Here is a 25885-nt window from a genome sequence, read left to right on the forward strand (position 1 = left end):
ATTAGCGTTTATCTAACAGAGAGGTGATCACATCGCCGCAAAGCTGGATGATGAAGACAATGAGCAAAATCGTCACCGTCGCCACCAGCGTGACGTCGCTGTGGTTGCGCTGGAATCCTTCCAGATAGGCCAAATTCCCTAAACCACCGGCACCAATTACCCCTGCCATCGCGCTGTAGCTAACCAGCGCAATTAGCGTCACGGTGATCCCGGACACCAGAGCAGGAGAGGATTCCGGCAGTAAAACCCGAAAAATAAGCGTGCTCAGCCGTGCGCCCATCGAACGTGTCGCTTCAATAACGCCTTTATCCACTTCACGCAGAGCGATTTCGACCAGACGTGCATAAAACGGCGCAGCACCGACGATCAGCGCAGGCAACGCGGCATTGGCGCCGAGAATGGTGCCTACCATCGCTTTGGTAAACGGGATCAGCAGCACGATCAAAATGATGAATGGGATTGAACGAAAGATATTCACCACCAGCGAAATAGCGCTATATACCGCTCGGTTGGGGAACAATCCGCCTCGCGCGGTCAGGAACAATGCCAGACCAAGCGCGATGCCCAGAATAAAGGTCGCAGCACCCGAAAGGGCTGTCATATACAGCGTTTCCTGGGTTGCCGCTAACAGTTGCTCCCACTTCAGATGGGGAAACAGTTCTTCAGCCATGTTGAATCACCTCGCCTTCAATGTCGCTCTGGCGCAGGTCGGCCAAAATATTGTTCAATTGTTCCTCAGAGGCCACCACGTGCACCCAAAGTTGACCAAACACACCGTGTGCGGTTTGCGTCATTTTGCCGTGCAAGATATTGAATGGCAGGCCATAGCGCAGGGTCAACTCGCCAACCACAGGCCGGTGCGTGCGTTGCCCGGTAAACGTAAGCTTGATAACTACGCCGCCAAGCTCGCTTGCCAACTGCGGATTAAACTCGTCTTCCTCGGTGTACTGACTCACCTGACGAACGAACTGTCGGGTGATCGGCTGCTGTGGATGGGTAAAGACGCTGAGTACGTCGCCTTCCTCAACAACTTTGCCATTTTCCATTACCGCCACGCGATCGCAGATTTTGCGTACCACGTGCATTTCATGAGTGATCAGCACAATGGTCAATTTGAAGCGACGGTTAATATCGAGGAGTAAATCGAGGATCTGATCGGTAGTTTGCGGATCCAGCGCCGAGGTGGCTTCGTCACACAGCAGGACATCCGGATTGTTCGCCAGCGCGCGGGCAATTCCTACACGCTGTTTTTGCCCGCCGCTGAGCTGGGACGGATACGCATTTTCACGACCGCTCAGCCCAACCAGCGTAATCAGTTCAGCAACCCGCTGTTTGATGGACGTTTTGGACGCGCCAGCGATTTGCATAGAGAAAGCAATATTTTCGCTAACGGTCCGTGACCACAGCAAATTGAAGTGTTGAAACACCATGCTGATTTTCAGTCGTGCCTGGCGTAACGATTCCCCACGGGCGGCAGAGATATCGTGGCCGTTAATCATCACGCTGCCTGAGGTCGGTTTTTCCAGCCCATTGAGCAAACGAATTAAGGTGCTTTTACCTGCCCCGCTGTAACCAATAATGCCGTAAATCTGTCCCTGTTCAACCGTCAGGTTGACGTCATCGACAGCGGTAATGGCAAGCCTGCCTGGCGTAAACACTTTCGAAATATTTTTCAGGACAATCATGTCGTTTGGGTATCCGCTGCTGCTTATTGTTCTTCTGCTATCGCTTTTGGCTGTTTAGCAGTATGGATGTCCAAACGAGTGTAATCAGCGGAATGGTCTTTTAAAATGAATTAAAAAGTATTTGATATAACTTTTAGAAATATGTCTTTGTGGGTGACGGAATGCGCGCAAAATACAGGCATCGGGATGGCGCTTACAGCGTGTTGCGCAACAAACCACGGCTGCAAACAACTGCTTTATCCATACACCTGAACAAATTAATGAATATTTTTTGTAAAACTGCACAGAAGTGTTTTGAAACGCTGTTTCCATTTTCCTTTTTGATAATTTTCAGCGTATAATGCGCGCCAATTGTCTCTTGAATGGTTTCAGCACATTGACCTGTAAAACTCAACGACTACAAAACTCACCATCCCGTTGGGCTGAAACACAAGCACACATTCCTCTGCACGCTCTTTCGATGTCACCTATCCTTAGAGCGAGGCATCACAACTTTCGTAACTCAGGTTTAGCTTCCCGTCCGTGCGCGGCGGGAGCCAGATTTCCATATCCTTCTCAACTTAAAGACTAAGACTGTCATGAAAAAGACGAAAATTGTTTGCACCATCGGTCCGAAAACCGAATCCGAAGAGATGTTAACCAAAATGCTGGACGCGGGCATGAACGTCATGCGTCTGAACTTCTCTCACGGCGACTATGCAGAACACGGTCAGCGCATCAAGAATTTGCGCAACGTCATGAGCAAAACCGGCAAGAAAGCAGCAATCCTGCTCGACACCAAAGGTCCAGAAATCCGTACCATCAAACTGGAAGGCGGTAACGACGTTTCCCTGAAAGCAGGCCAGACCTTCACCTTCACCACCGACAAATCTGTCGTAGGCAACAACGAAATCGTTGCTGTTACTTATGAAGGCTTCACGAAAGATCTGTCCGTCGGCAACACCGTTCTGGTTGACGATGGTCTGATCGGCATGGAAGTTACCGCCATCGAAGGTAACAAAGTTATCTGTAAAGTGCTGAACAACGGCGACCTGGGCGAAAACAAAGGTGTTAACCTGCCGGGCGTTTCCATCGCACTGCCTGCACTGGCTGAAAAAGACAAACAAGACCTTATCTTCGGTTGCGAGCAAGGCGTTGACTTCGTTGCAGCGTCCTTTATCCGTAAACGTTCTGACGTCGTTGAAATCCGTGAGCACCTGAAAGCGCACGGCGGCGAAAACATCCAGATCATCTCCAAAATCGAAAACCAGGAAGGCCTGAACAACTTCGACGAAATCCTCGAAGCGTCTGACGGCATCATGGTTGCGCGTGGCGATATGGGCGTTGAGATCCCGGTTGAAGAAGTTATCTTCGCGCAGAAAATGATCATCGAAAAATGTATCCGCGCACGTAAAGTCGTTATCACTGCGACCCAGATGCTGGATTCCATGATCAAAAACCCGCGTCCGACCCGTGCAGAAGCCGGTGACGTAGCGAACGCCATCCTCGACGGTACCGACGCAGTAATGCTGTCTGGCGAGTCAGCAAAAGGTAAATACCCGCTGGAAGCCGTTACCATCATGGCGACCATCTGTGAGCGTACTGACCGTGTGATGACCAGCCGTCTGGACTTCAACAACGACAGCCGCAAACTGCGCATCACCGAAGCCGTTTGCCGTGGCGCGGTTGAAACTGCTGAAAAACTGGACGCGCCGCTGATCGTCGTCGCAACCCAGGGTGGTAAATCTGCTCGTGCAGTACGTAAATACTTCCCGGATGCTACCATCCTGGCGCTGACCACCAACGAAACTACCGCGCGTCAGCTGGTGCTGAGCAAAGGCGTTGTTGCACAGGTGGTTAAAGAAATCAGCTCTACCGATGATTTCTATCGCCTGGGTAAAGAAGTCGCTCTGGAAAGCGGTCTGGCTCAGAAAGGTGACGTTGTGGTTATGGTTTCTGGTGCACTGGTTCCGAGCGGCACCACCAACACCGCATCCGTTCACGTGCTGTAATAATTCCATCGCGAATTAATTTGCTTAAAAAAGCGCCCTGGTGGCGCTTTTTTTATTTAATCGATAGCCACAATTAATAAAAAATCAAATCGGATTTCACTATCTAATCCGTGATTATCTAAGATGAATCCGATGGAAGCTTTCTGTTTTCACTCGGTTTTTTAGCCGTTTTGGCACAATTCGATGCTTCTTTGAGCGAACGATCAAAAATAAGTGCATTCCCATCAAAAAAATATTCTCAACATAAAAAACTTTGTGTAATACTTGTAACGCTACATGGAGATTAACTCAATCTAGAGGGTATTAATAATGAATCGTACTAAACTGGTACTGGGCGCGGTAATCCTGGGTTCTACTCTGCTGGCAGGTTGCTCCAGCAACGCTAAAATCGATCAGCTGTCTTCTGACGTTCAGACTCTGAACGCTAAAGTTGACCAGCTGAGCAACGACGTGAACGCAATGCGTTCCGACGTTCAGGCTGCTAAAGATGACGCAGCTCGCGCTAACCAGCGTCTGGACAACGCAGCTACTAAATACCGCAAGTAATAGTATCTGTGTAATAAAAATGGCGCACATTGTGCGCCATTTTTTTGCTCTGAATTCCCCTTCCCTGTTATTGCGTAGCGCGCACCTCAGCATCTTCTCCCGGCACACCATTTTGCGCAGACTTCACTTCTGGCCCATTGCTCGCGACCGATGCTTGCCCGGCAGTGACGGTGACCGGATAACCTGCACGACGATACAACGCCCTTTCCACCAGACTGTTATCCACCGCTTTATTGTCTTTAAACTGGGTAAAGCCGGCTGGTAACACATACGGCATGGTCTGGACGTTTTGTTCCTCTTCAGGCGACAGCGGTCGATGCACTTCGACATACCTCATGCCGTTCGGCTCTATCGAATATTTTATCGGCTCATTAATCACCCTGACCGGCGTGCCTGTGCGGACCTGAGCAAACAACGCTTTGATATCCGGCGCGTTCATGCGAATACACCCAGAACTCACTCGCAGGCCCACGCTGTCCGGCGCGCTGGTGCCATGAATCAGATATTCACCGTTTCCATGCGCCAGACGCAGTGCAAAGCGTCCTAACGGGTTATTTGGTCCGGCAGGTACAACAGGCGGTAATGTGATGCCGCGCTCCAGAGAGCGTTTACGGATGCCTGGTGTAGGGGTCCAGGTTGGATTCGGGATTTTCTGCCCAACCCGGGTTTCCATTACCGGCGTTTCCAGCCCCTGCAAACCGATACCAATCGGGAATACCTGAACAATATTCTCTCCCGGCGGGAAGTAATACAGACGCAATTCCGCCAGATTCACAATAATGCCTTCGCGTGGTGCATCCGGTAGCAGTAATTGTGAGGGAATAGTGATCAGCGTTCCGGGTTTAGGTACGGGGGCAATAGTATTGTTGGCTTCAAGGATCAGCATTGCAGCGGTATCAAACTTACGGGCTATCGCCTGTAGGTTTTTATCGCCTTCCTGCACGGTGTAGGTTTGGTTTTGCCCAACAAGGCGGCTGTTCGCCTGGGGCAAAGGATAATCGACCGCCCATGCGGCCTGAATAGCGCTGTAGGCGCCGATTAGCATTAACGTAATAACAGACGCGCGTTTCATACTCACTCACCCCCCTGGCGTTCTTGCCGGACGGCGGCGAGCGCCCGATCCGGCCTACGAGTCACTGCGTTGCCTTACACGAACGCTTTCAAGTCGGTCTGAAAGTTGACGTGTTTTATCAGTTTAGCTAAGAGTTGCGGCTTTGGCGCGAATAGCCCGAATCATCGCCTCCAGCCCTTGTGAACGAGACGGTGTGAGATGCTGTGCGAGCGCCATTTTTTCAAACCACGGGCGCACATCAAAATTCACAATATCCTGGGCCGTCATGCGATCATACAAAATGAATACCACGGCAATAAGCCCTTTCACAATTGCCGCATCACTGTCGCCCTGTAATTCAATAATCCCTTCACCATTCTGACGCATAACAATCCATACCTGGCTTTGGCATCCCTGAATGCTATTTTCCGGGCAGCGTAAGTCATCGTTTAGTTCCGGCAAACGCTGACCCAGTTCAATAATGTACAGGTATTTCTCTTCCCAATTAGCGCAACGCAGAAAATTACGCAACAACTTTTCTTTATCCGGTAGCGCAGCCATAACGCCTCCCTGTTAGCCCAGTAAATGGTGAATACGCTTGAGGCCCGTTACCAGGCGATCCACTTCTTCATGGGTGTTATACATTGCAATCGACGCCCGGCACATCGCGGGAACGTTATAAAAGGCCATCAGCGGCATTGCGCAGTGATGCCCCGTCCGCACGGCGATTCCATAGTTATCGAGAAAACTCCCGACGTCATAGGCGTGATGCTTGCCGAGGTTAAACGCAATCACACCCAGACGGTTATCCGGTCCGTAGATTGTTAAATCCGGCACATCCGCCAGCTGTTCCAACGCATAGCGCATCATGAACTGTTCATATTCGCTGATTTCAGTCAGCCCCAGCGCTGAAACATATTCAATAGCCGCGCCGAGTCCGATAATGCCCCCGGTGTTCGGCGTTCCGGCTTCAAACCGCCAGGGCGCTTTGGCCCACGTCGTTCCCTGACTCAAACTCACCGTCGCAATCATTGAACCACCGCCTTCCCACGGCGGCATCTCCTGCAGCAGCGACTCTCTGGCATACAGAACGCCAATACCGGTTGGACCGTAAAGTTTATGCCCGGAGAAAACATAAAAATCGCAATCCAGCGCCTGCACATCCACCTGATGATGCATCACCGCCTGCGCGCCATCCACCAGCACTTTCGCGCCGTATTGATGCGCCAGCGCGATCATCTCACCCAACGGGTTTTCCGTGCCCAGCACGTTAGATACGTGGGTAATCGCCAACAGCTTCGTGCGATCATCAAACAGCGTCGGCAGCGTTTCCAGCTGCAACGTACCATCGGCATTGAGCGGGATAACGCGCAGTTCTGCACCTACGCGTGCACACAGCATCTGCCAGGGCACAATATTGGCATGGTGCTCCATTTCGCTGATGATAATGTTATCGCCCGCCCGCACATTGCTGCTGCCCCAGCTGTTCGCCACCAGGTTGATGCCCTCCGTCGTAGCGCGAACAAACACCAGCTCTTCGGCGGAGCGGGCGTTAATAAACAGCGAAGCGAGCTTGCGCACATTCTCCATTTTTTCCGTAGCCTGAGCGCTCAGCGTATGGATACCGCGGTGGACCGCCGCATAGCCGTGACGGTAGAACTCGGCTTCGGCATCAATCACCTGGTTCGGCTTTTGCGCGCTGGCCGCGCTATCCAGATACGCCAACGGTAAACCATTCACTTCACGCGTCAGAACCGGAAAATCGGCCCGCACTTTTTCAATGGGAAATGTCATGCTACGCCTCCCGGCAAGCGTTGGGCGATCCGTGCCAGTACCTGTTGTTTCAGCGTTTCCTCGCCCAGGGCTTCCGTTAGCTCAGCGGCAAACGCATAGAGAATCATTTGTTGGGCATCTTGCTGGCCGATCCCGCGCGAACGCAAATAGAACATCTGCTCGTCGTCGATCCGCCCTACCGTCGCCCCGTGACTGCATTTCACGTCGTCGGCATAGATTTCAAGCTGCGGCTTGGTATCCACTTCCGCCAGTTTACCAAGCAGCAAATTATTGTTGGTCATCTGGCCATCGGTTTTAATAGCGTGTTGAGCGACGTTGATCAGGCCATTGAATACCGCCCGCCCCTTATCGCTGACGATCGTTTTATGCAGCTGGCGGCTGTTGCAATATCCTTTGTTATGCTCAAGCCAGGTGCGGGTGTCGCAGACTTCATTTTTCACCGGCATTGCCAGGCTGTTGAGCCGAAGCGTGGTGTTTTCGCCGTTAAGCTGGGTGCTGGTGTTATGACGCAGCACCGCATCACCGAGTAAAAAACTGTGGCTGGCGGCCGTGGCATCCGCCCCCAATTGAATGTCATTATGCGCGAAATGGTGGCTCTGTGAGTTCTCAAACGCCAGTTTGATGTGGCGCAAGTGCGCATTCGCCGCGACATTCATGGTTAAACGTGCGCCGGTGAAATGGCGAAGCTCGCTGAGGCTGACATAGTGTTCAATAACGGTGGCTTCTGCGCCTTCCGCCAGCTCCAGATGGTGGCGATAGTGCGCCGTGTTCACCTCATCGCCCGCCAGCCCCTGGGTAATGTGCAGCAGCAGCAGCGGTTTCGCTGGGCGCTGGTTACGCTTCACCTGAATGTGAGTGACGCTACGCGACAGGCTTTCGGTCAGGTGCAGAAACACTTCCGGTTGGATAGCCGCTGGCAACATCTGGCGCGCATCGTCAATGGTAATGTCAAAACCACTACCTTCCGCTCTGTCGCTCAGCGTTGGAGAGAATTGCCCGTCGACAAATACCAGTCGTATGGCATCAATTGCCGGCGCTAACGCTTCACACTGGGCAGACGTTATCTCAGAGACATGACTGACAAACTGGCTATTGGTTAACCCCTCCAGCGGCGTGTATTTCCAGTCCTCATGCTTACGCGTTGGCAGCCCCAGACGCAGCATCTGCTGCAGATGCTGCTGGGCATGTTGCGAGCGCGTCTCACCTTGCGTTTCAAACAGATGGTGCCACTGTTGCAGCACGTTACTGCTGTTCGCTAAGCCAGCCATAACCTTGCTCCTCAAGTTGTTTGACCAGCGTAAAATCACCGGACTTCACTATTCGCCCCTGGTAGAGAACGTGAACATAATCGGGTTTGATATAGTCCAGGATGCGTTGATAATGGGTGACGATAATGAATGAGCGTTGCCCGTCGCGTAGCGAGTTCACGCCGTCGGCGACGATTTTCAGCGCATCGATATCGAGCCCGGAGTCCGACTCATCCAGAATGCACAACTGAGGCTCCAGCACCGCCATTTGCAAAATGTCATTACGCTTTTTCTCGCCGCCGGAGAAACCGACGTTTACCGAACGCGTCAACAAATCTTCCGGCATCTTCAGCAACGCTATTTTCTCTTCCATCAGATCCTGGAAGTCAAACCTGTCCAGTGACTCTTCGCCACGGTAGGTGCGCACCGCATTCAGTGCCGTTTGCAGGAAAAACTGATTACTGACGCCGGGAATTTCTACCGGATACTGAAATGCCATAAAGATCCCTTCACCGGCCCGGTCTTCCGGTGACAGTTCCAGTAAATCCTTACCGTTGAATTCTACCGTCCCGCCGGTGACTTCATAGTCATCACGTCCGGCCAGGGTGGCGGAAAGCGTACTTTTCCCGGAACCATTTGGCCCCATAATGGCGTGCACTTCTCCGGGGCGAATTTCAAGACTCAGCCCACGCAGGATCGCCTTATCTTCCACACTGACCTGTAAATCTTTGATGCTTAACATGTGCTTTCCTTAAATTTTAACCGACGCTGTGTTCAAGACTTATGGCGAGAAGTTTTTGCGCTTCCACGGCAAATTCCAGCGGCAGTTCAGAGAACACGTCTTTACAGAAACCATTCACGATCATCGAAATGGCATCCTCTTCGCTGATACCGCGCTGCAGGCAGTAAAACAGCTGATCTTCACCAATGCGCGACGTCGTGGCTTCGTGCTCAAGCTGGGCGCTGTTGTTACGACACTCCACATATGGGAATGTGTGCGCTCCGCAATCCGCCCCGATCAACATCGAGTCACATTGGGTATAGTTGCGGGCATTGGTGGCGGTCGGCATGATTTTCACTAAACCGCGATAGCTGTTCTGGCTGTGTCCGGCGGAGATCCCTTTCGAGATAATGGTCGATTTGGTGTTTTTGCCGATGTGGATCATCTTGGTGCCTGTATCGGCCTGCTGATGACCACTGGTCAGGGCCACGGAGTAGAATTCGCCGATAGAGTTGTCGCCACGCAAAATGCAACTTGGGTATTTCCAGGTAATGGCCGAGCCGGTTTCCGACTGCGTCCATGACATTTTGCTGTTTTCACCTTCGCACAGAGCGCGCTTGGTGACGAAGTTCAAAATGCCGCCGGTGTTACCATCCCCGGGGAACCAGTTTTGCACCGTCGAGTATTTCACTTCGGCATCTTTGTGGATGATGACTTCTACCACCGCCGCATGCAGTTGGTAGCTGTCGCGCACCGGAGCCGAACAGCCTTCGATATAGCTGACGTAGCTGCCCTCATCCGCGACCAGAATAGTGCGTTCAAACTGCCCGGTTTTCTCCGCATTGATACGGAAATAAGTCGACAGTTCCATTGGGCAACGCACGCCTTTCGGTACATAAATAAACGTGCCGTCAGATGCCACCGCTGCATTCAGCGCGGCAAAGAAGTTGTCATTACCTGGAACCACCGTGCCCAGATATTGTTTTACCAGCTCAGGATGATCGTGAATCGCCTCACCGAACGAACAGAAAATAATGCCCTGTTCCGCCAGTTTGTCGCGATAGGTGGTCGCCACCGATACCGAGTCAAAAATAGCATCAACCGCCACCTCTTTGCCTTCACGGACCGGTACGCCAAGCTGTTCAAAGGCATCCTCGACCTCTTTACTTAAAAACGCATTCGCCCCCGTTTGCTGCACCGCTCCCGGCTCAGATGCGCAGGTTTCATCGCAGTTACCGCAGGACGGTGCGGAATAGTAGCTATACTCCTGATAATTCAGCTTGTCGTAGTGCGCTTTTAGCCAGTGCGGCTCTTCCATGGTCAGCCATGCCTGAAAGGCATTCAGGCGGAATTCCAGCATCCAGTCGGGTTCATTACGTTTTGCCGAAATCGCGCGCACGACCTCTTCGTTGATCCCTTTCGCCAGCTCATCGGTTTGCAGTTGGGTGAAGAAGCCCTCTTTGTAATTAAGGTGCCCACCAGCCCAGGTGTTGACATCGTCAGTTGCTTCAGTATTACGAGACATAGTACCGCCTATACCCCAAAACTTTCGCCACAGCCGCATTCGTTCTGGGCTTTCGGGTTATGAAATTTAAATAACTGATTTAATCCTTCGCGAACGAAATCGACTTCTGTGCCGTCGATGAACGGCATCGCCTGTAAAGGCACATACAGTCTGGCGCCATCCGTTTCAAACAGGAGATCGTCTTTTTGGGCCTCGCGCACGGTATCCAGCACGTAGCCGAATCCCGCGCATCCCGTTTGCTTCACGCCCAGGCGTACGCCCAACATGTCGGGTTGCTTTGCCACCAGTTCACGGATATGCGCCGCAGCCGCAGGTGTTAACGTCAGTCCACGCCAGGCAAAATCGTCCGGGTTAAATGTTCCTGAATGCAATTCCATAGGGTTACCTCGAGTCACTAGCTTTTAAGCTATAACAACATGTTAGTGATAATGATTATCACTTCAACCCCTCAACAGCAGGGGCATTCGGGTTAACCGCCCTTTTTGACTACTTTTACTAAGCATAGACCCTGCAGCGAGGGTTTACAGGAATGGAGTTATTTGTTCAATACATTGATTAATAATGGATTATAGAAATCTAATCGTTCAGGCAGGTCAAACATCAAAAGATGTATAGAAAATGACTATTTCTGTGATAGCAGAGGTAACTACCTCTACCAGGCGAAACCCAACCAGGGAGTTATCAGGGGGTGAGTTTCGAAGAGCAGTGAAAGGTAAAAGGATAAAAAGCTAACTGCTGACTTACCACCCATTTCCATTTTTCACTCGCCCATAGGCAGGTGTTATATTATTTTCAAGTTGGTAGATTATGGATAAAATAATATTCAAGTTATATCGTGTTATTTGATTGTGTTCTGTTGCAAAAGATGAATTAGTTTCCACAAGATTGAAATAATTATATTCTTGCAGAAGTTCTAAATTTGGCACGATCTCGACAGGAAACTGCTTATCATTTGGTGAGGTGAAAAGATAGATATTCGCAGTTTTACATTTATCCTTATAGATAACATCACGAAGCAGATTATCCAGTCTGGAGATATTCTCCGGTGAGATAGTGCCCATCATCTGTTGTCCGACCTGCGTCCAATATCCTTTTGCAACATAACTACCGATATAAAACTGAGGTACTGCTGTAATGATGTTCCGAATATTAAGCTTAATACCGTAATAAATTGACATCGACCCACCTTTGGAAGCACCGAGAATCGTCGTGTTCGTAGGTTTTACAAAATCAATCACCCCCTGAATGAGCAGACTAACACCCTGCTCGATATCGAAATTCATATTATTACACAAGTAATAGGCTGGCAGACCGGCAAAATCATCTTTAATCCATAGAATTGCAGAATGGCAGTGATCAAGCATTATAAAGTCATAGATCGTAGCATCCGGGATATTAAATCCAGACATGACAATCAACAAATGCCGACAATCTCTTGAGGCAGGTTTGAACCGATAGTGAATCGGGATCTGATTTTTAAAATTGAAAACAAGATTCTCTACCATTCGCTAAACTCTGTTAACGTTTCAGGGCTTCCAGAACAGCTCACACAGTAACGGTTACCAAGGAATCTATTCTGCATTCTCTGTGCGGTATAAAGCGGTTATGATTCATTAAACTTAAATGTCACCACCGCTATTTTTAGACAACTCCGTTCTGCAGACGCGCAACAAGTACGTACAATCCCGCAGCGGCGACATATAAAGACAACAAAAAACCCTTAAGTCTGCTTGCTGGCAGGCTTAAGGGTTCCGGCCCCATCCGGCGCTTATCTCCGGCACTCACGATGGCTTAGCTCTTGAAGGGGCGATAAGAAGAATCTCATACACCGATAAGTTTTTTTTAACACAACTTGCGGTTTGACTATTTTGTGAGCACGTTTAGCTACCTTTTTAGCATTGCGCCGCCCCACTAAGCGCATCCAGCAGCAAACGTAGCCCCGCAGGCTGATGCTCCCGAGAAAGGTATAAACCATAAATTGGCAAGCATTTAGGTTGAAGTTCTGGCAGTAATCGAATTAACGCTCCCTGCGCCAGCCCTTCCTGCGCCTCCAGCTCTGGCACCAACGCGATCCCCATTCCTGCCACCGCCGACTCACAGAGCAGCGAAGAGATCCCTGCACTTAAATTCCCTTTGATTGCAACCGAGACAGACTGCCCCTGGGCATCCAAAAAGTGCCAGGATTGTCCGGCAAAACCGCTGTAGTACAGGCAATTGTGCCGAGTGAGATCGTCGACTGTCTCAGGCGTGCCATGTTGATGCAGATAATCTGCGGACGCGCAAAGTACCGATTTACAGTCGCCCAACCGACGGGCGATGGTCCCAGGCTCGGGATTATCCGTTATGCGGATCGCCACATCGATACGTTCTCCTACCAGGCTTACCGGTTGATTATTGATCTCCACCTCAATACGTAATTGCGGATATTGCTCCATAAACGCCGGCAGAACCGGAGCAAGAATATGCATGGCGGTAAAATGGGCGCAGGCCACACGTAGCGTGCCGGAGGGAATTTGCGCGCCACTGGCGGCACCAATATCCAGCGAAAGTTGCGCCAGAGAACGCGTTTTCAGTAATGCCTCTTCACCCGCTGGCGTGATCGTCAAGCGACGCGATGAGCGATGGATAAGCCTTGCGCCTGCCCATTTTTCCATCTCGTCGAGGTAACGACTGACCATCGGACGGGAAAGCCCCAATGCACGTGCAGCGGCGCTCAGACTGCCCAAATCACAGATATGGTTAAATACCGTTGCCGCCATCACTCTGTCCATTGCATCCCATCCGATCGTTTTATGAAACTCAGCATGTCCTAATGAGGGAATTCTAACAGATACGAATATGCTTAAAATACGGGAACTATCAAAAGACAATTCCCTGCATAAGGTTACCTGGTATGAAAGTTAAATCTCTGGCCCTGCTGTTACCTCTGTTTGCGTCTTCAGCTTTCGCCGCACCGCTACAGCTGGACGTCTATAATCCGCAGGAGAAGGGTATTTTCCCGGTCTCTTCGACGCTGGTGTCTGGTCCCAAAGAGGCGATTCTGTTTGACGCCCAGTTCAGCACCAAAGATGGCGAACAGCTGGTGCAGATGATTCGCGCCAGCGGTAAAACGCTGAAGGCTATCGTGATCACTTCCGGCGATCCGGATTTCTATTTCGGTCTGCAACCCATCGTCAACGCTTTCCCACAGGTAAAAGTTCTGGCAACACCGCAGGTGGTAGACCATATCCGCGCCACCAAAGAGGCCAAGCTGCAGTTCTGGGGCCCGCAAATGAAGGACGGCGCGCCAACATCGCTCACCGTTCCGCAGGCGACGACGCAAACGCAGTTCACGGTTGATGGCGAACCGCTGGAACTGCGTCACTCCAACGATTATGCAGCGTATATCTGGATCCCGGCGAATCGGGCCATTATTGGCGGCACAGGCGTGGCTTCAGGTATTCACGTCTGGACGGCGGATACACAATCTGAAGAACAGCGTAGTGCATGGCGTAACGTACTGAGCGAAATGCAGAGCTTACAGCCCACTCAGGTGGTCCCGGGTCACTACATTGGCGAACGCCCTACTGGCGATAAAGCTATTCGCTTCACCCATGACTATTTGCAGTCGTTTGAGCAGGCGTTAGGGGCGAAGAAAGGATCGGATTATGTGATTAAAACCATGACGGCAGCATGGCCAGGTCTGGCGGACGCAAGCTCGCTTGAACTAAGTGCGAAGGTTAACAGCGGTGAGATGAAGTGGTAATGAAGATTTAAGGCAAAAATAACCCCGAACACGTGTCGGGGTTTCGTTACGATAAGCATACCGGAATCAATGAACGCCCATGCGCCAGGCAAAATAGATCTCTTCTTTCAGTTCAGTTGAAGAGAGCGCCAACAGATCAGCAAACTCCAGCTCAAGCTGTTTCAGCCTTTTCAGGTACTGAGCCGGTGAAAGATCGGTTTTATCACGACGTAAAAATTCTATTGCCAGTTGGGCAGGGTCTAATTGGGTAGACATATCATCCTCGCTTGTGTTCAAAACCTGCACAGTATAACACCATTCCCTGTGCAGATAATGACCAAAAGCAATATGCATCACAAAATTGCGGTCGTCAGACGCGACGTACAGCACAATCGTCCCTGCTCATCGAAGATCTCTATTTGCCAAACCTGGTGACGAGAGCCGGTATGTAACGCGCGACATACGCCCCTGACGTGCCCTTCCCGCGCAGAACGGATATGGTTGGCGTTGATCTCCAGGCCCACCACTTTCTGCTCACCCTGAGTACACAAGTATCCCGCTACCGAACCAATACTTTCCGCCAGCACCACGGATGCGCCGCCGTGCAGCAACCCAAAGGGTTGTTTGGTGCGATGGTCCACCGGCATTGTAGCTTCCAGCGTATCGTCACCAATGTGCACAAAACGAATATCGAGCAACCCAACCATATTTCCTTCACCCATGGCATTGAGCGCCTCGAGTGTGACTTCACGTTTCCAGATCATCCTATAATCTCCAGCAGTGCCTGTAATGGGTGGCGAACGCCCGTACCTTCAACGCGTTTAACCTGACTGCGACAGGAGTACCCGGTAGCCAGACAACGGTTACGCGGCAATCGTTGCATTGCCTGGTGCCATGATAGCTCATAGATCCCCAATGAGTTTTGGTGATTCTTTACTTCGTGGCCGTAGGTGCCAGCCATACCACAGCATCCCACGCTGACGTTCTCCAGCTTTGCGCCAAAACGGGCAAAAATAGCCGCCCACTGCGCAGGCGCGCCTGGCAAAGCCGTCACTTCGGTACAGTGGCCAAAGAAGTACCACGGTTCACCGCCAACAGCGACTGGCTGCTGTGCTTCCACAGCTTTCGATAACCATTCGTTGGCTAGCAACACATGGAAATCACCCCGTTGTTCGCCCAGCGCCAGCTTGTATTCATCGCGATAACAAAGCACCAGCGCCGGATCAACACCCACCATCGGAATATTCAGCTTCGCTACCCGGTTAAGAAACTCGGATGTCTTTTTCGCCGTTTTGGCAAAACGGTTTAAGAAGCCTTTAATGTGCTGCGCCTTGCCGTTTGGTGAAAACGGCAGCAGTACCGGCTGCATGCCCAGCTTCTCTACCAGACGTATAAAGTCAGCAACCACCTGCGCATCGTAATAGCTGGTGAAAGGGTCCTGCACCACCAGCACCGTACGCGCTTTTTGCTCAAGGCTGAGTAATTCGAGCTGTTCCAACGTCATATTGGCGGAACGATGTCCCACCAGTTGGCGTTGCAGCGACGGTGCAGACAACAGCGGTAAATCAACCATTCCAATGTGCTTTTTAGCCAGGTTTCGCACCAGCGGCTGGTTGATGAAGAAGTTAAACGTTTTGGGCGCTCGTGCCATTAACGGCGCATAGCTCTCAACGGTCGCCACCATGTGATCGCGCAACGGGCGCAGATAACGCGTGTGGTACAGCTGGAGGAAGCGCGAACGGAACTCCGGTACATCAATTTTAATTGGACACTGTGTTGAACATGCTTTACATGCCAGACAGCCGGACATTGCCTCTTTTACTTCGTGCGAGAAATCGTATTCACCCTTGCGCGCATGCCAACTGTTGCGGGTACGGGCAATCAGCGCACGTAAACTGGCGCGTTTTTCCGGTAGCTCTTTTTCCAGCTGTATTGGGTCGATCCCGCGATCCGCTAACAAACGCAGCCATTCACGCACCAACGTGGCTCGCCCTTTTGGCGAATGAATACGGTTGAGGCTGATTTTCATCGACGGACACATGGGACTTTTCGCATCGAAGTTAAAGCATAACCCGTTGCCGTTACACTCCATTGCCCCGCGCCACTCCTGGCGTACGGCCAGAGGGATCTGACGGTCATACGTTCCGCGTTTCACCGCGTCCACTTTCATCATCGGCGCATATACGCCTTCCGGTGGACAAATTTTCCCAGGATTCAGCCGGTTTTGCGGATCAAACACCGATTTCACTTTGCGCAGTTCGCGATACAGCTCCTCGCCGAAGAACGCCGGGCTGTATTCTGCACGAAAACCTTTCCCATGCTCGCCCCACAGCAAACCGCCATATTTCGCCGTCAGCGCCACAACATCATCAGAAATGCGTTTCATCAGCACTTCCTGCTGCGGGTCACACATATCCAACGCCGGTCTGACGTGAAGCACGCCAGCATCCACGTGACCAAACATGCCGTAACTCAGGGCGTGGCTGTCGAGTAGCGCGCGGAACTCGGCAATATAGTCCGCCAGATGCTCCGGCGGAACGCAGGTATCCTCAGCGAACGGAATTGGCTTCGCGGAACCTTTTGCATTGCCCAGCAGACCGACTGCCTTTTTGCGCATGGCGTAAATTCGTTCGACTCCCGCCAGTTCGGTACACAGCTGCCAGCCAATGACACCCGCTTCCTGGCGAGCGATTAAGCCATCCAGACGTTCACACAGTGCGCTGACCTGCGAATTAATCAATACTTCGTCGTCACCGGCAAACTCTACAATGTTCAGACCCAGCATCTCTTGATCAGGTACATCGGTAATCAATTCACTTACCGAGTGCCAGACGATATCTTCCCGCGCCAGATTGAGTACTTTGGAGTCGACAGTTTCTACCGACAATGCCCGCGCTTCCACCATCACCGGGGCATTACGCAACGCCGAGTCGAAAGAGTCGTACTTGACGTTAACCAGTTGTCTGACTTTTGGCAGCGGCGTGATATCCAGACGGGCTTCGGTGATAAACGCCAGCGTACCTTCAGAGCCGGTGAGAATGCGGGTTAAATCAAATTCGGTCATCTCATCATTAAAGACGTGCCGTAAATCGTACCCGGTCAGGAAGCGATTAAGTTTCGGGAATTTATCCATGATCAGTTGTCGGTTATCGCGACAACGTTCATAAACGGTCTTATAGATGCGGCCAATGGTGGTATTGCTTTTCCCCAGCATTTCGGCAAGCTCGATCGGCATTGGCTGAGTATCAAGAATATCGCCGCCCATCAGCACCGCACGGATGCCCAACACATGATCGGAAGTTTTACCGTAAACCAACGATCCTTGCCCGGACGCATCGGTGTTGATCATCCCGCCGAGCGTTGCCCGGTTACTGGTGGATAATTCCGGGGCAAAGAAATAGCCGTAAGGCTTCAGAAACTGGTTGAGCTGATCTTTTATCACCCCGGCTTCTACCCGCACCCAACCTTCTTGCGGGTTGATTTCAATAATGCGGCTCATATAGCGGGACATATCAACAATAATGCCCTGGTTCAGCGCCTGACCGTTGGTCCCGGTGCCGCCGCCGCGCGGGGTAAAAATCAACGACGAGAAAAGCGGTTCTGCCGCCAGACGGGCGATTAGCGCCACATCTGCGGTTGAACGAGGGAAAACGACAGCATCAGGTAGCAGCTGATAAATACTGTTATCCGTCGACATTGTCAGACGATCGGCATAGCTCGTTGCCGTATCGCCCGTAAATCCTTGCTGCTCCAGCGCCTGCAAAAAGTTGAGCACCAGTTGAACGACACCTGGTGCCTGAGAAATTTGTGGAATCATTATAGTGACCCTTTCCTGCGGTCTGTGTTGTGAATTTAATCGTTTGCGTGTTGCTTTGTTTGTTGTATCACATTTTTTTCTAATACGCTCAGCAGATTTACAGGCAGAATCCGCCTGTTCAAAACCGCTGAAATTGCTCATCATTACAGGGTGTCATTTAAGTATTCACGTCGCGTCAACGTTCTGGCGCAAAGACAAAGGTGAAAAGTATTTATGGTAAATTTCCGTCAGCCCAGGGATATTGCACAAGTGCTGCTATCGGTGCTGTTTTTAGCCATCCTGATTGTGGCCTGTCTCTGGATTGTTCAGCCCTTTATCCTCGGTTTTGCCTGGGCAGGCACGATTGTCATTGCAACCTGGCCTATCCTGCTACGCTTACAAAAATTGCTCTGGGGACGCCGTTCACTTGCCGTACTGGTGATGACGCTGTTGCTGGTGCTGTTGTTCATCATCCCCATCGCGCTGCTGGTTAACAGCATCGTCGATGGCAGTGGGCCGCTGATCCATGCCGTAACCGCAGGTGATATGACGCTACCGGATCTGGCATGGTTGAACAGCATTCCACTGGTGGGTGCCAAAATGTATGGCGCATGGCACAGCTTACTGGATATGGGCGGTTCGGCGATTATGGCCAAGGTTCGTCCTTATATCGGCACCACCACAACCTGGTTCGTCGGTCAGGCCGCGCATATCGGCCGCTTTATGATGCACTGTGGCCTGATGCTGCTGTTCAGTGCCCTGTTGTACTGGCGCGGTGAACAAGTCGCATTAGGTATTCGTCACTTCGCCTGCCGTCTTGCCTCAAAACGTGGAGATGCTGCCATTCTGCTAGCAGCACAAGCCATTCGCGCCGTCGCATTAGGCGTTGTGGTCACCGCTCTGGTACAGGCAGTGCTCGGGGGTATTGGTCTGGCGGTAACCGGTGTGCCGTATGCCACACTGCTGGCGGTATTGATGATCCTGTCATGTCTGGTGCAACTGGGGCCGCTACCGGTACTGATTCCGGCCATTATCTGGCTATACTGGACGGGGGATTCAACCTGGGGCACCGTGCTGTTGGTGTGGAGCGGCGTGGTCGGAACACTGGATAACGTGATTCGACCGATGCTGATTCGCATGGGCGCCGATTTGCCACTGCTCCTGATTCTCTCCGGAGTCATCGGCGGATTGATTGCCTTCGGCATGATTGGTCTGTTTATAGGTCCAGTAGTACTGGCCGTTTCCTGGCGTCTGTTCTCCGCGTGGGTAAATGAAGCCCCTGCGCCAGGTACCAATCCGGATGAAATCCTCGAAGAAATTGCTGAAATCGAACGCAATAAGTAATCCAACATCAGGCGGCAACGCCGCCTGATTGTTTAACAATACTAATCAATCCCTCCCTCTTACGGGATTAGACCCAACGCCGTCCTTCTTTCAATACTCATTTGTGTCGCAAATTCTTTACAGTTTTTAAACTATTGAGATGAATCTGATCGACGTAAAAAAACAGTATGCCTACTATTAGCCCATGGCTTTAGATCAACACATTGATTTATAAGCATGGAAATCCCCTGAGTGAAACAACGAATTGCTGTGTGTAGTCTTTGCCCATCTCCCACGGTGGGCTTTTTTTTGTCCTTCGTACCATTCTAATCGCCGTACTCTCCTTTCTTAACTTTCCCACCATTCAACGGTCTGTACCAATTAAAAAAAGTGGTTTCGATATCAAGCACAAAACCGTGATATTGTTGAAGGCTCAGGGGGCTGACGGACAGATATCAGCCAATATTTATAAGGTAATCAATGAAAACCGTAACTGTAAGAAATGTCGTAATTGGCAAGGGTGCACCGAAGATCATTGTCTCACTGATGGCTAAAGACATCGCAATGGTAAAAAGTGAAGCGCTGACCTATCGCGAAGCGGATTTCGATATTCTGGAATGGCGCGTTGACCATTTTGCCGATGTCGCATCCATTGACGCAGTACTGGACGCTGCGCGCGCCATCCGCGAGATTCTGCCTGACAAGCCGTTACTTTTTACCTTCCGTACTGCGCAGGAAGGCGGCGAGCAGGCCTTACCTGCCGAAGACTATTTCGCACTAAACCGTGCAGCGATAGACTGTGGCCTAGTGGATATGATCGATCTCGAGCTATTCACTGGTGATGCGCAGGTTAAAGCAACCGTTGAGCAAGCTCACGCCAAAAACGTCCTGGTTATTATGTCGAATCATGATTTTCATAAAACGCCGGCCGCTGAGGAGATTGTTCAGCGTCTGCGTAAAATGCAGGAACTGGACGCCGATATCCCCAAAATTGCGCTGATGCCGCAATGCAAAACGGATGTGCTGACGCTGCTCAGCGCGACGCTGGAAATGCATGAACGCTATGCCGATCGTCCAATTATCACGATGTCGATGGCAAAAAACGGGGTGATTTCTCGTTTAGCTGGCGAGGTTTTTGGTTCAGCAGCCACGTTCGGTGCGGTGAAAAAAGCATCTGCTCCAGGGCAAATCGCAGTGACCGATCTGCGCACTGTACTGACAATATTGCATCAGGCTTAAGCGTGGAAGGATAAAATACCGGATGACGATGCTGCCGCATCTTATCCGGCCCACGAATGATACTCACCGTAGGCCGGATAAGGCGCTTACGCCACCATCCGGCATGATGTTACTTGTTCAGTTCAGCCAGGCTCAGCCAAGTCTGCACGACGGTATCCGGGTTCAGCGACAGGCTGTCGATCCCCTCTTCCATCAACCAGGCCGCGAAGTCTTCGTGGTCAGAGGGACCCTGACCGCAGATACCCACGTATTTGCCTTGTTTCTTGGCTGCGCGAATCGCCATCGACAGCAAGGCTTTCACCGCGTCGTTACGCTCATCAAACAGTTCAGAAACTACACCAGAGTCACGATCCAGACCCAGCGCCAACTGTGTCATGTCGTTTGAGCCGATGGAGAAGCCGTCGAAGTACTCGAGGAACTGCTCGGCCAGCAAGGCGTTAGACGGGATCTCACACATCATGATGATCTTCAGTCCGTTCTCACCGCGTTTCAGCCCCTGGCGTGCCAGCTCTTCCACCACCGCTTTCGCCTGGGCAACGGTACGTACAAACGGTACCATCACTTCAACGTTTGTCAGGCCCATATCGTTACGGACACGTTTCACTGCGTCACATTCCAACGCGAAACAGTCGCGGAAGCTATCGGCAACATAACGGCCCGCCCCACGGAAGCCCAGCATCGGGTTCTCTTCATGCGGCTCATAACGCTCACCGCCGACCAGGTTGGCATATTCGTTGGACTTAAAGTCAGACATACGCACGATGACGCGTTTAGGATAAAATGCCGCCCCCAGCGTCGCGATCCCTTCCGTCAGACGACCAACGTAGAATTCACGTGGAGAATCGAAACCTTTCATCATGGCGCGGATTTCGTTTTGCAACTCAGGCGTTTGGTCATCGAACTCCAACAGCGCGCGAGGGTGTACGCCAATCATGCGGTTGATGATAAATTCCAGACGCGCCAGACCGACACCTTCGTTTGGCAGGCAGGCGAAGTCGAAAGCGCGGTCCGGGTTACCGACGTTCATCATCACCTTCAACGGCAGATCCGGCATGGTCTCCACGCTGGAACTCTTCACGCTAAAGTCGAGCATGTCAGCGTAAACATAACCGGTGTCGCCTTCGGCACAAGAGACAGTAACCTTCTCACCATCTTTCATACGCTCGGTCGCATCGCCACAGCCCACCACGGCTGGGATCCCCAGTTCACGGGCAATGATTGCCGCGTGACAGGTACGACCACCACGGTTGGTGACAATCGCCGCTGCTTTCTTCATGATCGGTTCCCAGTCCGGGTCGGTCATGTCGGTAACCAGTACGTCGCCTGGTTCGATACGGTTCATTTCGCTGATGTCTTGGATGACTTTGACCGGACCCGCACCAATGCGGTGACCGATGGCACGACCTTCAGCAATAATTTTACCCTGCGCATGCAGCGTATAACGCTCCATCACCTGGCCACGAGAACGCACGGTTTCCGGGCGCGCCTGCACAATGAACAGCTTACCGGTATGACCGTCTTTCGCCCATTCGATATCCATCGGACGACCGTAGTGCTTCTCGATCTGCACCGCCTGCTTGGCCAGTTCCTGCACTTCTTCGTTAGTCAGGGAGAAAATGTCGCGTTGTTCCTGCGGCACATCTTCGATCGTTACCTGCTTACCGTGTTCCTGAGTCGGCGCGTAGATCATGCGGATTTTTTTCGAACCCATGGTGCGACGAACGATAGCCGGACGGTTAGCCGCCAGCGTCGGTTTATGCACGTAGAATTCATCCGGGTTAACGGCCCCCTGCACGACCATCTCGCCCAGGCCCCATGCAGACGTGATAAACACCACCTGATCGAAACCGGATTCGGTATCGATGGAGAACATGACGCCGGAAGACGCGAGGTCAGAACGCACCATCCGCTGCACACCCGCAGAGAGCGCTACGCCACGATGGTCATAACCCTGGTGGACACGATAAGAGATCGCACGGTCGTTAAACAGCGAGGCAAATACGTGTTTGATGGCAACCAGCACGGCATCAAATCCCTGGACGTTGAGGAAGGTTTCCTGCTGACCGGCAAATGACGCATCTGGCATATCTTCTGCGGTTGCGGAAGATCGCACAGCAAAAGAGGCATGGGCATCGTCCGCTGACAGCTGCGCGTAGGCATCGCGGACGGCATTTTCCAGCTCCGGCTGGAAAGGAGTGTCGATAATCCACTGGCGGATCTGCGCGCCGGCTTTTGCAAGCTCGGTGACATCGTCAATATCCGTTTTATCCAGCAGCTCATAAATGCGCTGGTTTACACCGCTCTGGTCCAGAAACTGGTTAAACGCGTCGGCGGTCGTTGCAAAACCATTCGGTACGGAAACACCCATACCTGAAAGGTTAGTAATCATTTCACCCAGGGAGGCATTTTTGCCCCCAACTCTGTCTACATCATTCATGCCGAGTTGGTTATACCAAAGCACCAGCGGTGACGAGCCATTGTTGGACATCGAACAATCCTTATATTTGAACGAGGTTAGGAAACTCAATTTTGCGTAATTATCTTTGCATATTTACTCCAGCGAAAAAAACGGTGAATCGTTCAAGCAACTTTATTTTTTATTTTTTCAGATTGTTTCCGCATTTGCGCAAACCCGCGAGCCACAGGGGATCTCCACAAAAACTACCGGTATAAATATTTGTTCCGAAAAATGAAATGCACTTTTCATTAATTATAAAAATACCGTTTCATTTTATAAAAAAGATGCAGCAATATTCGCTTCTGGCGAATTTTAATTTATGCTTTCAGAGAATTATGTCTGCCCAGGATGAGCAAAATGGATAATGCTGTTGATCGTCACGTATTTTATATTTCTGATGGTACGGCCATCACCGCCGAGGTCTTGGGTCACGCGGTGATGTCGCAATTCCCGGTCACGATCAGCAGCATTACGCTGCCGTTTGTGGAAAATGAGAGTCGTGCGCGCGCGGTTAAAGACCAGATTGACGCGATCTACCAACAAACTGGCGTGCGCCCTTTGGTGTTTTACTCCATCGTCCTGCCAGAAATTCGCTCAATCATTCTGCAAAGCGAGGGATTTTGTCAGGATATCGTGCAGGCATTGGTTGCTCCGCTGCAGCATGAGATGAAGCTCGACCCTACACCTATCGCCCATCGCACGCACGGTCTGAATCCCGGTAACCTCAACAAGTACGACGCGCGCATTGCCGCCATTGACTACACCCTCGCCCACGACGACGGTATTTCGTTGCGCAACCTCGATCAGGCCCAGGTGATCCTGCTCGGTGTTTCTCGTTGCGGCAAAACCCCAACCAGTTTGTATCTGGCCATGCAGTTTGGTATCCGCGCCGCCAACTACCCCTTTATTGCCGATGATATGGATAATTTGGTGCTGCCCGCCTCTCTGAAGCCGTTGCAGCATAAGCTGTTCGGTCTGACTATCGACCCTGAGCGCCTGGCGGCCATCCGCGAAGAGCGCCGTGAGAACAGCCGTTACGCCTCGCTGCGACAGTGCCGAATGGAAGTTGCTGAGGTAGAAGCGCTGTACCGGAAAAACCAGATCCCCTGGCTGAACAGTACCAATTATTCGGTAGAAGAGATTGCTACCAAGATCCTCGATATCATGGGACTGAATCGCCGCATGTACTAGAATGCTAGTGCATTGGTTCGATTTTTTGTTATTATGCTCGCCACCAGGCAGGATGAGTGTGATATTGTGATGTACATCACTTCCCGGTAGTCCTGCCGTTGAAGCAACAAATTTCTGAGACAAGTAATGAACAGAACCGATGAACTCCGTACTGCGCGTATTGACAACCTGGTCACTCCAGCAGAGCTTGCGCAACGGCATCCTGTTTCATCCTCCGTCGCCCGTCATGTTACGGACTCCCGACGTCGGATAGAAAAAATTTTAAATGGTGAAGACCCCCGTTTACTGGTGATCGTAGGTCCCTGCTCGATTCACGATCTTGATGCCGCGATGGAATACGCGACACGATTACAGGCGCTGCGCACAAAGCACCAGGCGCGTCTGGAAATCGTGATGCGTACCTATTTTGAAAAGCCACGCACCGTCGTGGGCTGGAAAGGCCTGATTTCCGACCCGGATTTGAACGGCAGTTATCGTGTAAACCACGGTATTGAACTGGCGCGAAAACTGCTGTTGCAGGTCAACGAACTGGGCGTCCCCACGGCGACTGAATTCCTCGACATGGTGACCGGCCAGTTTATTGCCGATTTAATCAGTTGGGGAGCTATTGGCGCGCGCACCACCGAAAGTCAGATCCATCGTGAAATGGCCTCCGCGCTCTCCTGCCCGGTCGGTTTTAAGAACGGAACGGATGGCAACACGCGCATCGCCGTCGATGCGATTCGCGCCTCCCGCGCCAGTCACATGTTCCTCTCGCCGGATAAAACCGGTCAGATGACCATTTATCAGACCAGCGGTAACCCTTACGGGCATATCATCATGCGTGGCGGTAAAAAGCCGAATTATTATGCTGAAGATATTGCCGCCGCCTGCGATACCCTGCACGAATTTTCCCTGCCTGAGCATCTGGTGGTCGATTTTAGCCACGGCAATTGCCAGAAGCAGCATCGTCGTCAGTTGGACGTTTGTGATGATGTGTGCCAGCAAATTCGTAACGGTTCAACGGCAATTGCCGGGATCATGGCGGAGAGTTTCCTCCGTGAAGGTACTCAAAAAATCGTTAGCGGCCAGCCGTTGGTTTACGGTCAGTCTATTACCGACCCGTGCCTGAACTGGGAAGATACTGAACTGTTGGTTGAAAAACTCGCCTCTGCGGTTGATAGCCGTTTTTAATGCTGTTCACCGGGCAATATCACTTTGCCCGGTGCTAATCCTTTGTTTTTCCCCAATTGTTGTGCAAAAAACGTTCTCGTCACAATTATTTCACAAAAACGCTTGCCGCAAATTTGCAGTTTGATGATAATGATTATCATTGTTACATTGATTGTTATTTTTAAACACTATGTCACGTATGGATAACACAACGGCTACGCCTACAAAAGACACAACACCGCCTTCCGTCGCGCCAAACGAGCGACGAATTGACAGTAAAACCCTGCTGGGTAACGAAGGACGCGTGATCATAGAACATGATGGTCAGCACTACCTGCTGCGCCAGACGCAAGCCGGAAAACTCATTCTGACTAAATAAACAACACATTTCGCCAGCCACCCAGGTCATACCCAGGCAGCCAGCGCTTTTCGATTTCCTAAT

24 protein-coding genes and 1 other RNA gene are annotated in these 25885 nt (G+C 51.5%); 10 read left to right on the top strand and 15 right to left on the bottom strand.

Annotation, left to right across the window (positions count from 1 at the left end; all coding sequences use genetic code 11):
• Position 1: 1 nt before the first annotated feature.
• Both GFB57_RS17265 and GFB57_RS17270 read right to left on the bottom strand, forming a co-directional pair.
• On the bottom strand, positions 2-670 hold the full coding sequence (locus tag GFB57_RS17265; RefSeq protein ID WP_003029361.1) for a methionine ABC transporter permease: 669 nt from the start codon (positions 668-670) through the stop codon (positions 2-4).
• Positions 663-1685: an ATP-binding cassette domain-containing protein gene (locus GFB57_RS17270; RefSeq protein ID WP_003029363.1), complete on the bottom strand. Its 1023-nt coding sequence runs from the start codon at positions 1683-1685 to the stop codon at positions 663-665. Before GFB57_RS17270 ends, GFB57_RS17265 begins: the two co-directional genes overlap by 8 nt.
• Before the next feature lie 376 nt (positions 1686-2061).
• On the opposite strand from GFB57_RS17270, the gene GFB57_RS17275 reads away from it, so the two are divergent.
• From GFB57_RS17275 to lpp, 3 genes are all read left to right on the top strand, one after another.
• Entirely contained in the window at positions 2062-2256 is a 195-nt protein-coding gene (locus tag GFB57_RS17275; protein ID WP_242637968.1) for a hypothetical protein, read from the top strand.
• 7 nt (positions 2257-2263) lie between these two features.
• Positions 2264-3676, top strand: coding sequence for a pyruvate kinase PykF (gene pykF / locus GFB57_RS17280; protein WP_003029366.1), 1413 nt, complete (start codon positions 2264-2266; stop codon positions 3674-3676).
• Positions 3677-3985: 309 nt separating this feature from the next.
• Positions 3986-4222, top strand: coding sequence for a murein lipoprotein Lpp (gene lpp, locus GFB57_RS17285; protein ID WP_003029373.1), 237 nt, complete (start codon positions 3986-3988; stop codon positions 4220-4222).
• A 67-nt stretch (positions 4223-4289) separates the two neighbouring features.
• On the opposite strand, the gene GFB57_RS17290 is transcribed toward lpp, so the two are convergent.
• From GFB57_RS17290 to GFB57_RS17330, 9 genes are all read right to left on the bottom strand, one after another.
• On the bottom strand, positions 4290-5294 hold the full coding sequence (locus tag GFB57_RS17290) for a L,D-transpeptidase family protein (protein ID WP_003029376.1): 1005 nt from the start codon (positions 5292-5294) through the stop codon (positions 4290-4292).
• Positions 5295-5417: 123 nt separating this feature from the next.
• On the bottom strand, positions 5418-5834 hold the full coding sequence (sufE, locus tag GFB57_RS17295) for a cysteine desulfuration protein SufE (RefSeq protein WP_003029378.1): 417 nt from the start codon (positions 5832-5834) through the stop codon (positions 5418-5420).
• 12 nt (positions 5835-5846) lie between these two features.
• Entirely contained in the window at positions 5847-7067 is a 1221-nt protein-coding gene (gene sufS / locus GFB57_RS17300) for a cysteine desulfurase SufS (protein ID WP_003029381.1), read from the bottom strand.
• Positions 7064-8335, bottom strand: coding sequence for a Fe-S cluster assembly protein SufD (gene sufD / locus GFB57_RS17305; RefSeq protein ID WP_003029382.1), 1272 nt, complete (start codon positions 8333-8335; stop codon positions 7064-7066). Before sufD ends, sufS begins: the two co-directional genes overlap by 4 nt.
• A complete protein-coding gene (sufC, locus tag GFB57_RS17310; RefSeq protein ID WP_003029383.1) occupies positions 8310-9056 on the bottom strand; it encodes a Fe-S cluster assembly ATPase SufC in 747 nt (248 codons plus the stop codon). Before sufC ends, sufD begins: the two co-directional genes overlap by 26 nt.
• Positions 9057-9072: 16 nt before the next feature.
• Positions 9073-10560 carry a Fe-S cluster assembly protein SufB gene (gene sufB / locus GFB57_RS17315; protein WP_003029384.1) on the bottom strand — a complete coding sequence of 496 codons (1488 nt, stop codon included), beginning with the start codon at positions 10558-10560 and terminating at the stop codon, positions 9073-9075.
• Positions 10561-10568: 8 nt separating this feature from the next.
• On the bottom strand, positions 10569-10937 hold the full coding sequence (gene sufA, locus GFB57_RS17320; protein WP_003029385.1) for a Fe-S cluster assembly scaffold SufA: 369 nt from the start codon (positions 10935-10937) through the stop codon (positions 10569-10571).
• A gap of 363 nt (positions 10938-11300) precedes the next feature.
• A complete protein-coding gene (locus tag GFB57_RS17325) occupies positions 11301-12065 on the bottom strand; it encodes a hypothetical protein (RefSeq protein ID WP_003029387.1) in 765 nt (254 codons plus the stop codon).
• A gap of 387 nt (positions 12066-12452) precedes the next feature.
• Positions 12453-13331, bottom strand: a complete 879-nt coding sequence (locus GFB57_RS17330; RefSeq protein ID WP_008323864.1) for a LysR family transcriptional regulator — start codon at positions 13329-13331, stop codon at positions 12453-12455.
• Between the two features lie 122 nt (positions 13332-13453).
• Between GFB57_RS17330 and GFB57_RS17335 the strand changes: the two genes are divergently transcribed.
• On the top strand, positions 13454-14305 hold the full coding sequence (locus tag GFB57_RS17335; RefSeq protein WP_008323863.1) for a Vmh family MBL fold metallo-hydrolase: 852 nt from the start codon (positions 13454-13456) through the stop codon (positions 14303-14305).
• Between the two features lie 66 nt (positions 14306-14371).
• On the opposite strand, the gene GFB57_RS17340 is transcribed toward GFB57_RS17335, so the two are convergent.
• From GFB57_RS17340 to GFB57_RS17350, 3 genes are all read right to left on the bottom strand, one after another.
• Positions 14372-14560 (bottom strand): YdiH family protein, encoded by a 189-nt coding sequence (locus GFB57_RS17340; RefSeq protein WP_003030540.1) that lies wholly within the window; start codon positions 14558-14560, stop codon positions 14372-14374.
• Between the two features lie 77 nt (positions 14561-14637).
• Positions 14638-15048 (bottom strand): 1,4-dihydroxy-2-naphthoyl-CoA hydrolase, encoded by a 411-nt coding sequence (gene menI, locus GFB57_RS17345; RefSeq protein WP_003030541.1) that lies wholly within the window; start codon positions 15046-15048, stop codon positions 14638-14640.
• Positions 15045-18101: an FAD-binding and (Fe-S)-binding domain-containing protein gene (locus GFB57_RS17350; RefSeq protein WP_003030543.1), complete on the bottom strand. Its 3057-nt coding sequence runs from the start codon at positions 18099-18101 to the stop codon at positions 15045-15047. Before GFB57_RS17350 ends, menI begins: the two co-directional genes overlap by 4 nt.
• 213 nt (positions 18102-18314) lie before the next feature.
• Between GFB57_RS17350 and ydiK the strand changes: the two genes are divergently transcribed.
• The 3 genes from ydiK to aroD all read left to right on the top strand — a co-directional run bounded on the left by ydiK (position 18315) and on the right by aroD (position 20642).
• Positions 18315-19424, top strand: coding sequence for an AI-2E family transporter YdiK (ydiK, locus tag GFB57_RS17355; RefSeq protein WP_003030544.1), 1110 nt, complete (start codon positions 18315-18317; stop codon positions 19422-19424).
• A 184-nt stretch (positions 19425-19608) separates the two neighbouring features.
• An RNA gene (gene rprA / locus GFB57_RS17360) (antisense sRNA RprA) lies at positions 19609-19716 on the top strand.
• 167 nt (positions 19717-19883) lie between these two features.
• Positions 19884-20642: a type I 3-dehydroquinate dehydratase gene (aroD, locus tag GFB57_RS17365; RefSeq protein ID WP_003030546.1), complete on the top strand. Its 759-nt coding sequence runs from the start codon at positions 19884-19886 to the stop codon at positions 20640-20642.
• A gap of 109 nt (positions 20643-20751) precedes the next feature.
• Here aroD and ppsA read toward each other — a convergent pair whose 3' ends face one another.
• A complete protein-coding gene (ppsA, locus tag GFB57_RS17370; protein WP_003030548.1) occupies positions 20752-23130 on the bottom strand; it encodes a phosphoenolpyruvate synthase in 2379 nt (792 codons plus the stop codon).
• A 327-nt stretch (positions 23131-23457) separates the two neighbouring features.
• On the opposite strand from ppsA, the gene ppsR reads away from it, so the two are divergent.
• The 3 genes from ppsR (at position 23458) to hemP (ending at position 25822) form a co-directional block, all read left to right on the top strand.
• Positions 23458-24291: a posphoenolpyruvate synthetase regulatory kinase/phosphorylase PpsR gene (gene ppsR / locus GFB57_RS17375; protein WP_003030553.1), complete on the top strand. Its 834-nt coding sequence runs from the start codon at positions 23458-23460 to the stop codon at positions 24289-24291.
• Positions 24292-24417: 126 nt separating this feature from the next.
• On the top strand, positions 24418-25464 hold the full coding sequence (gene aroH, locus GFB57_RS17380; RefSeq protein WP_003030555.1) for a 3-deoxy-7-phosphoheptulonate synthase AroH: 1047 nt from the start codon (positions 24418-24420) through the stop codon (positions 25462-25464).
• A 169-nt stretch (positions 25465-25633) separates the two neighbouring features.
• Positions 25634-25822, top strand: a complete 189-nt coding sequence (gene hemP, locus GFB57_RS17385; RefSeq protein WP_003030556.1) for a hemin uptake protein HemP — start codon at positions 25634-25636, stop codon at positions 25820-25822.
• Positions 25823-25885 lie beyond the last annotated feature (63 nt).

This window comes from Citrobacter sp. S39, from assembly GCF_009495675.1.
Lineage (GTDB): Bacteria > Pseudomonadota > Gammaproteobacteria > Enterobacterales > Enterobacteriaceae > Citrobacter > Citrobacter freundii.

What these genes read in the sequence shown, in the direction of transcription:
- sufA (WP_003029385.1), bottom strand. Translation starts at nt 10,937, where the DNA reads ATGGAATTGCATTCAGGAACATTTAACCCGGACGATTTTGCCTGGCGT.
- sufD (WP_003029382.1), bottom strand. Translation starts at nt 8,335, where the DNA reads ATGGCTGGCTTAGCGAACAGCAGTAACGTGCTGCAACAGTGGCACCAT.
- GFB57_RS17350 (WP_003030543.1), bottom strand. Translation starts at nt 18,101, where the DNA reads ATGATTCCACAAATTTCTCAGGCACCAGGTGTCGTTCAACTGGTGCTC.
- sufC (WP_003029383.1), bottom strand. Translation starts at nt 9,056, where the DNA reads ATGTTAAGCATCAAAGATTTACAGGTCAGTGTGGAAGATAAGGCGATC.
- GFB57_RS17270 (WP_003029363.1), bottom strand. Translation starts at nt 1,685, where the DNA reads ATGATTGTCCTGAAAAATATTTCGAAAGTGTTTACGCCAGGCAGGCTT.
- pykF (WP_003029366.1), top strand. Translation starts at nt 2,264, where the DNA reads ATGAAAAAGACGAAAATTGTTTGCACCATCGGTCCGAAAACCGAATCC.
- GFB57_RS17325 (WP_003029387.1), bottom strand. Translation starts at nt 12,065, where the DNA reads ATGGTAGAGAATCTTGTTTTCAATTTTAAAAATCAGATCCCGATTCAC.
- sufB (WP_003029384.1), bottom strand. Translation starts at nt 10,560, where the DNA reads ATGTCTCGTAATACTGAAGCAACTGACGATGTCAACACCTGGGCTGGT.
- sufE (WP_003029378.1), bottom strand. Translation starts at nt 5,834, where the DNA reads ATGGCTGCGCTACCGGATAAAGAAAAGTTGTTGCGTAATTTTCTGCGT.
- ppsR (WP_003030553.1), top strand. Translation starts at nt 23,458, where the DNA reads ATGGATAATGCTGTTGATCGTCACGTATTTTATATTTCTGATGGTACG.
- aroD (WP_003030546.1), top strand. Translation starts at nt 19,884, where the DNA reads ATGAAAACCGTAACTGTAAGAAATGTCGTAATTGGCAAGGGTGCACCG.
- ydiK (WP_003030544.1), top strand. Translation starts at nt 18,315, where the DNA reads ATGGTAAATTTCCGTCAGCCCAGGGATATTGCACAAGTGCTGCTATCG.
- GFB57_RS17335 (WP_008323863.1), top strand. Translation starts at nt 13,454, where the DNA reads ATGAAAGTTAAATCTCTGGCCCTGCTGTTACCTCTGTTTGCGTCTTCA.
- GFB57_RS17330 (WP_008323864.1), bottom strand. Translation starts at nt 13,331, where the DNA reads ATGGACAGAGTGATGGCGGCAACGGTATTTAACCATATCTGTGATTTG.
- menI (WP_003030541.1), bottom strand. Translation starts at nt 15,048, where the DNA reads ATGATCTGGAAACGTGAAGTCACACTCGAGGCGCTCAATGCCATGGGT.
- ppsA (WP_003030548.1), bottom strand. Translation starts at nt 23,130, where the DNA reads ATGTCCAACAATGGCTCGTCACCGCTGGTGCTTTGGTATAACCAACTC.
- sufS (WP_003029381.1), bottom strand. Translation starts at nt 7,067, where the DNA reads ATGACATTTCCCATTGAAAAAGTGCGGGCCGATTTTCCGGTTCTGACG.
- GFB57_RS17340 (WP_003030540.1), bottom strand. Translation starts at nt 14,560, where the DNA reads ATGTCTACCCAATTAGACCCTGCCCAACTGGCAATAGAATTTTTACGT.
- GFB57_RS17265 (WP_003029361.1), bottom strand. Translation starts at nt 670, where the DNA reads ATGGCTGAAGAACTGTTTCCCCATCTGAAGTGGGAGCAACTGTTAGCG.
- GFB57_RS17290 (WP_003029376.1), bottom strand. Translation starts at nt 5,294, where the DNA reads ATGAAACGCGCGTCTGTTATTACGTTAATGCTAATCGGCGCCTACAGC.
- aroH (WP_003030555.1), top strand. Translation starts at nt 24,418, where the DNA reads ATGAACAGAACCGATGAACTCCGTACTGCGCGTATTGACAACCTGGTC.
- hemP (WP_003030556.1), top strand. Translation starts at nt 25,634, where the DNA reads ATGTCACGTATGGATAACACAACGGCTACGCCTACAAAAGACACAACA.
- lpp (WP_003029373.1), top strand. Translation starts at nt 3,986, where the DNA reads ATGAATCGTACTAAACTGGTACTGGGCGCGGTAATCCTGGGTTCTACT.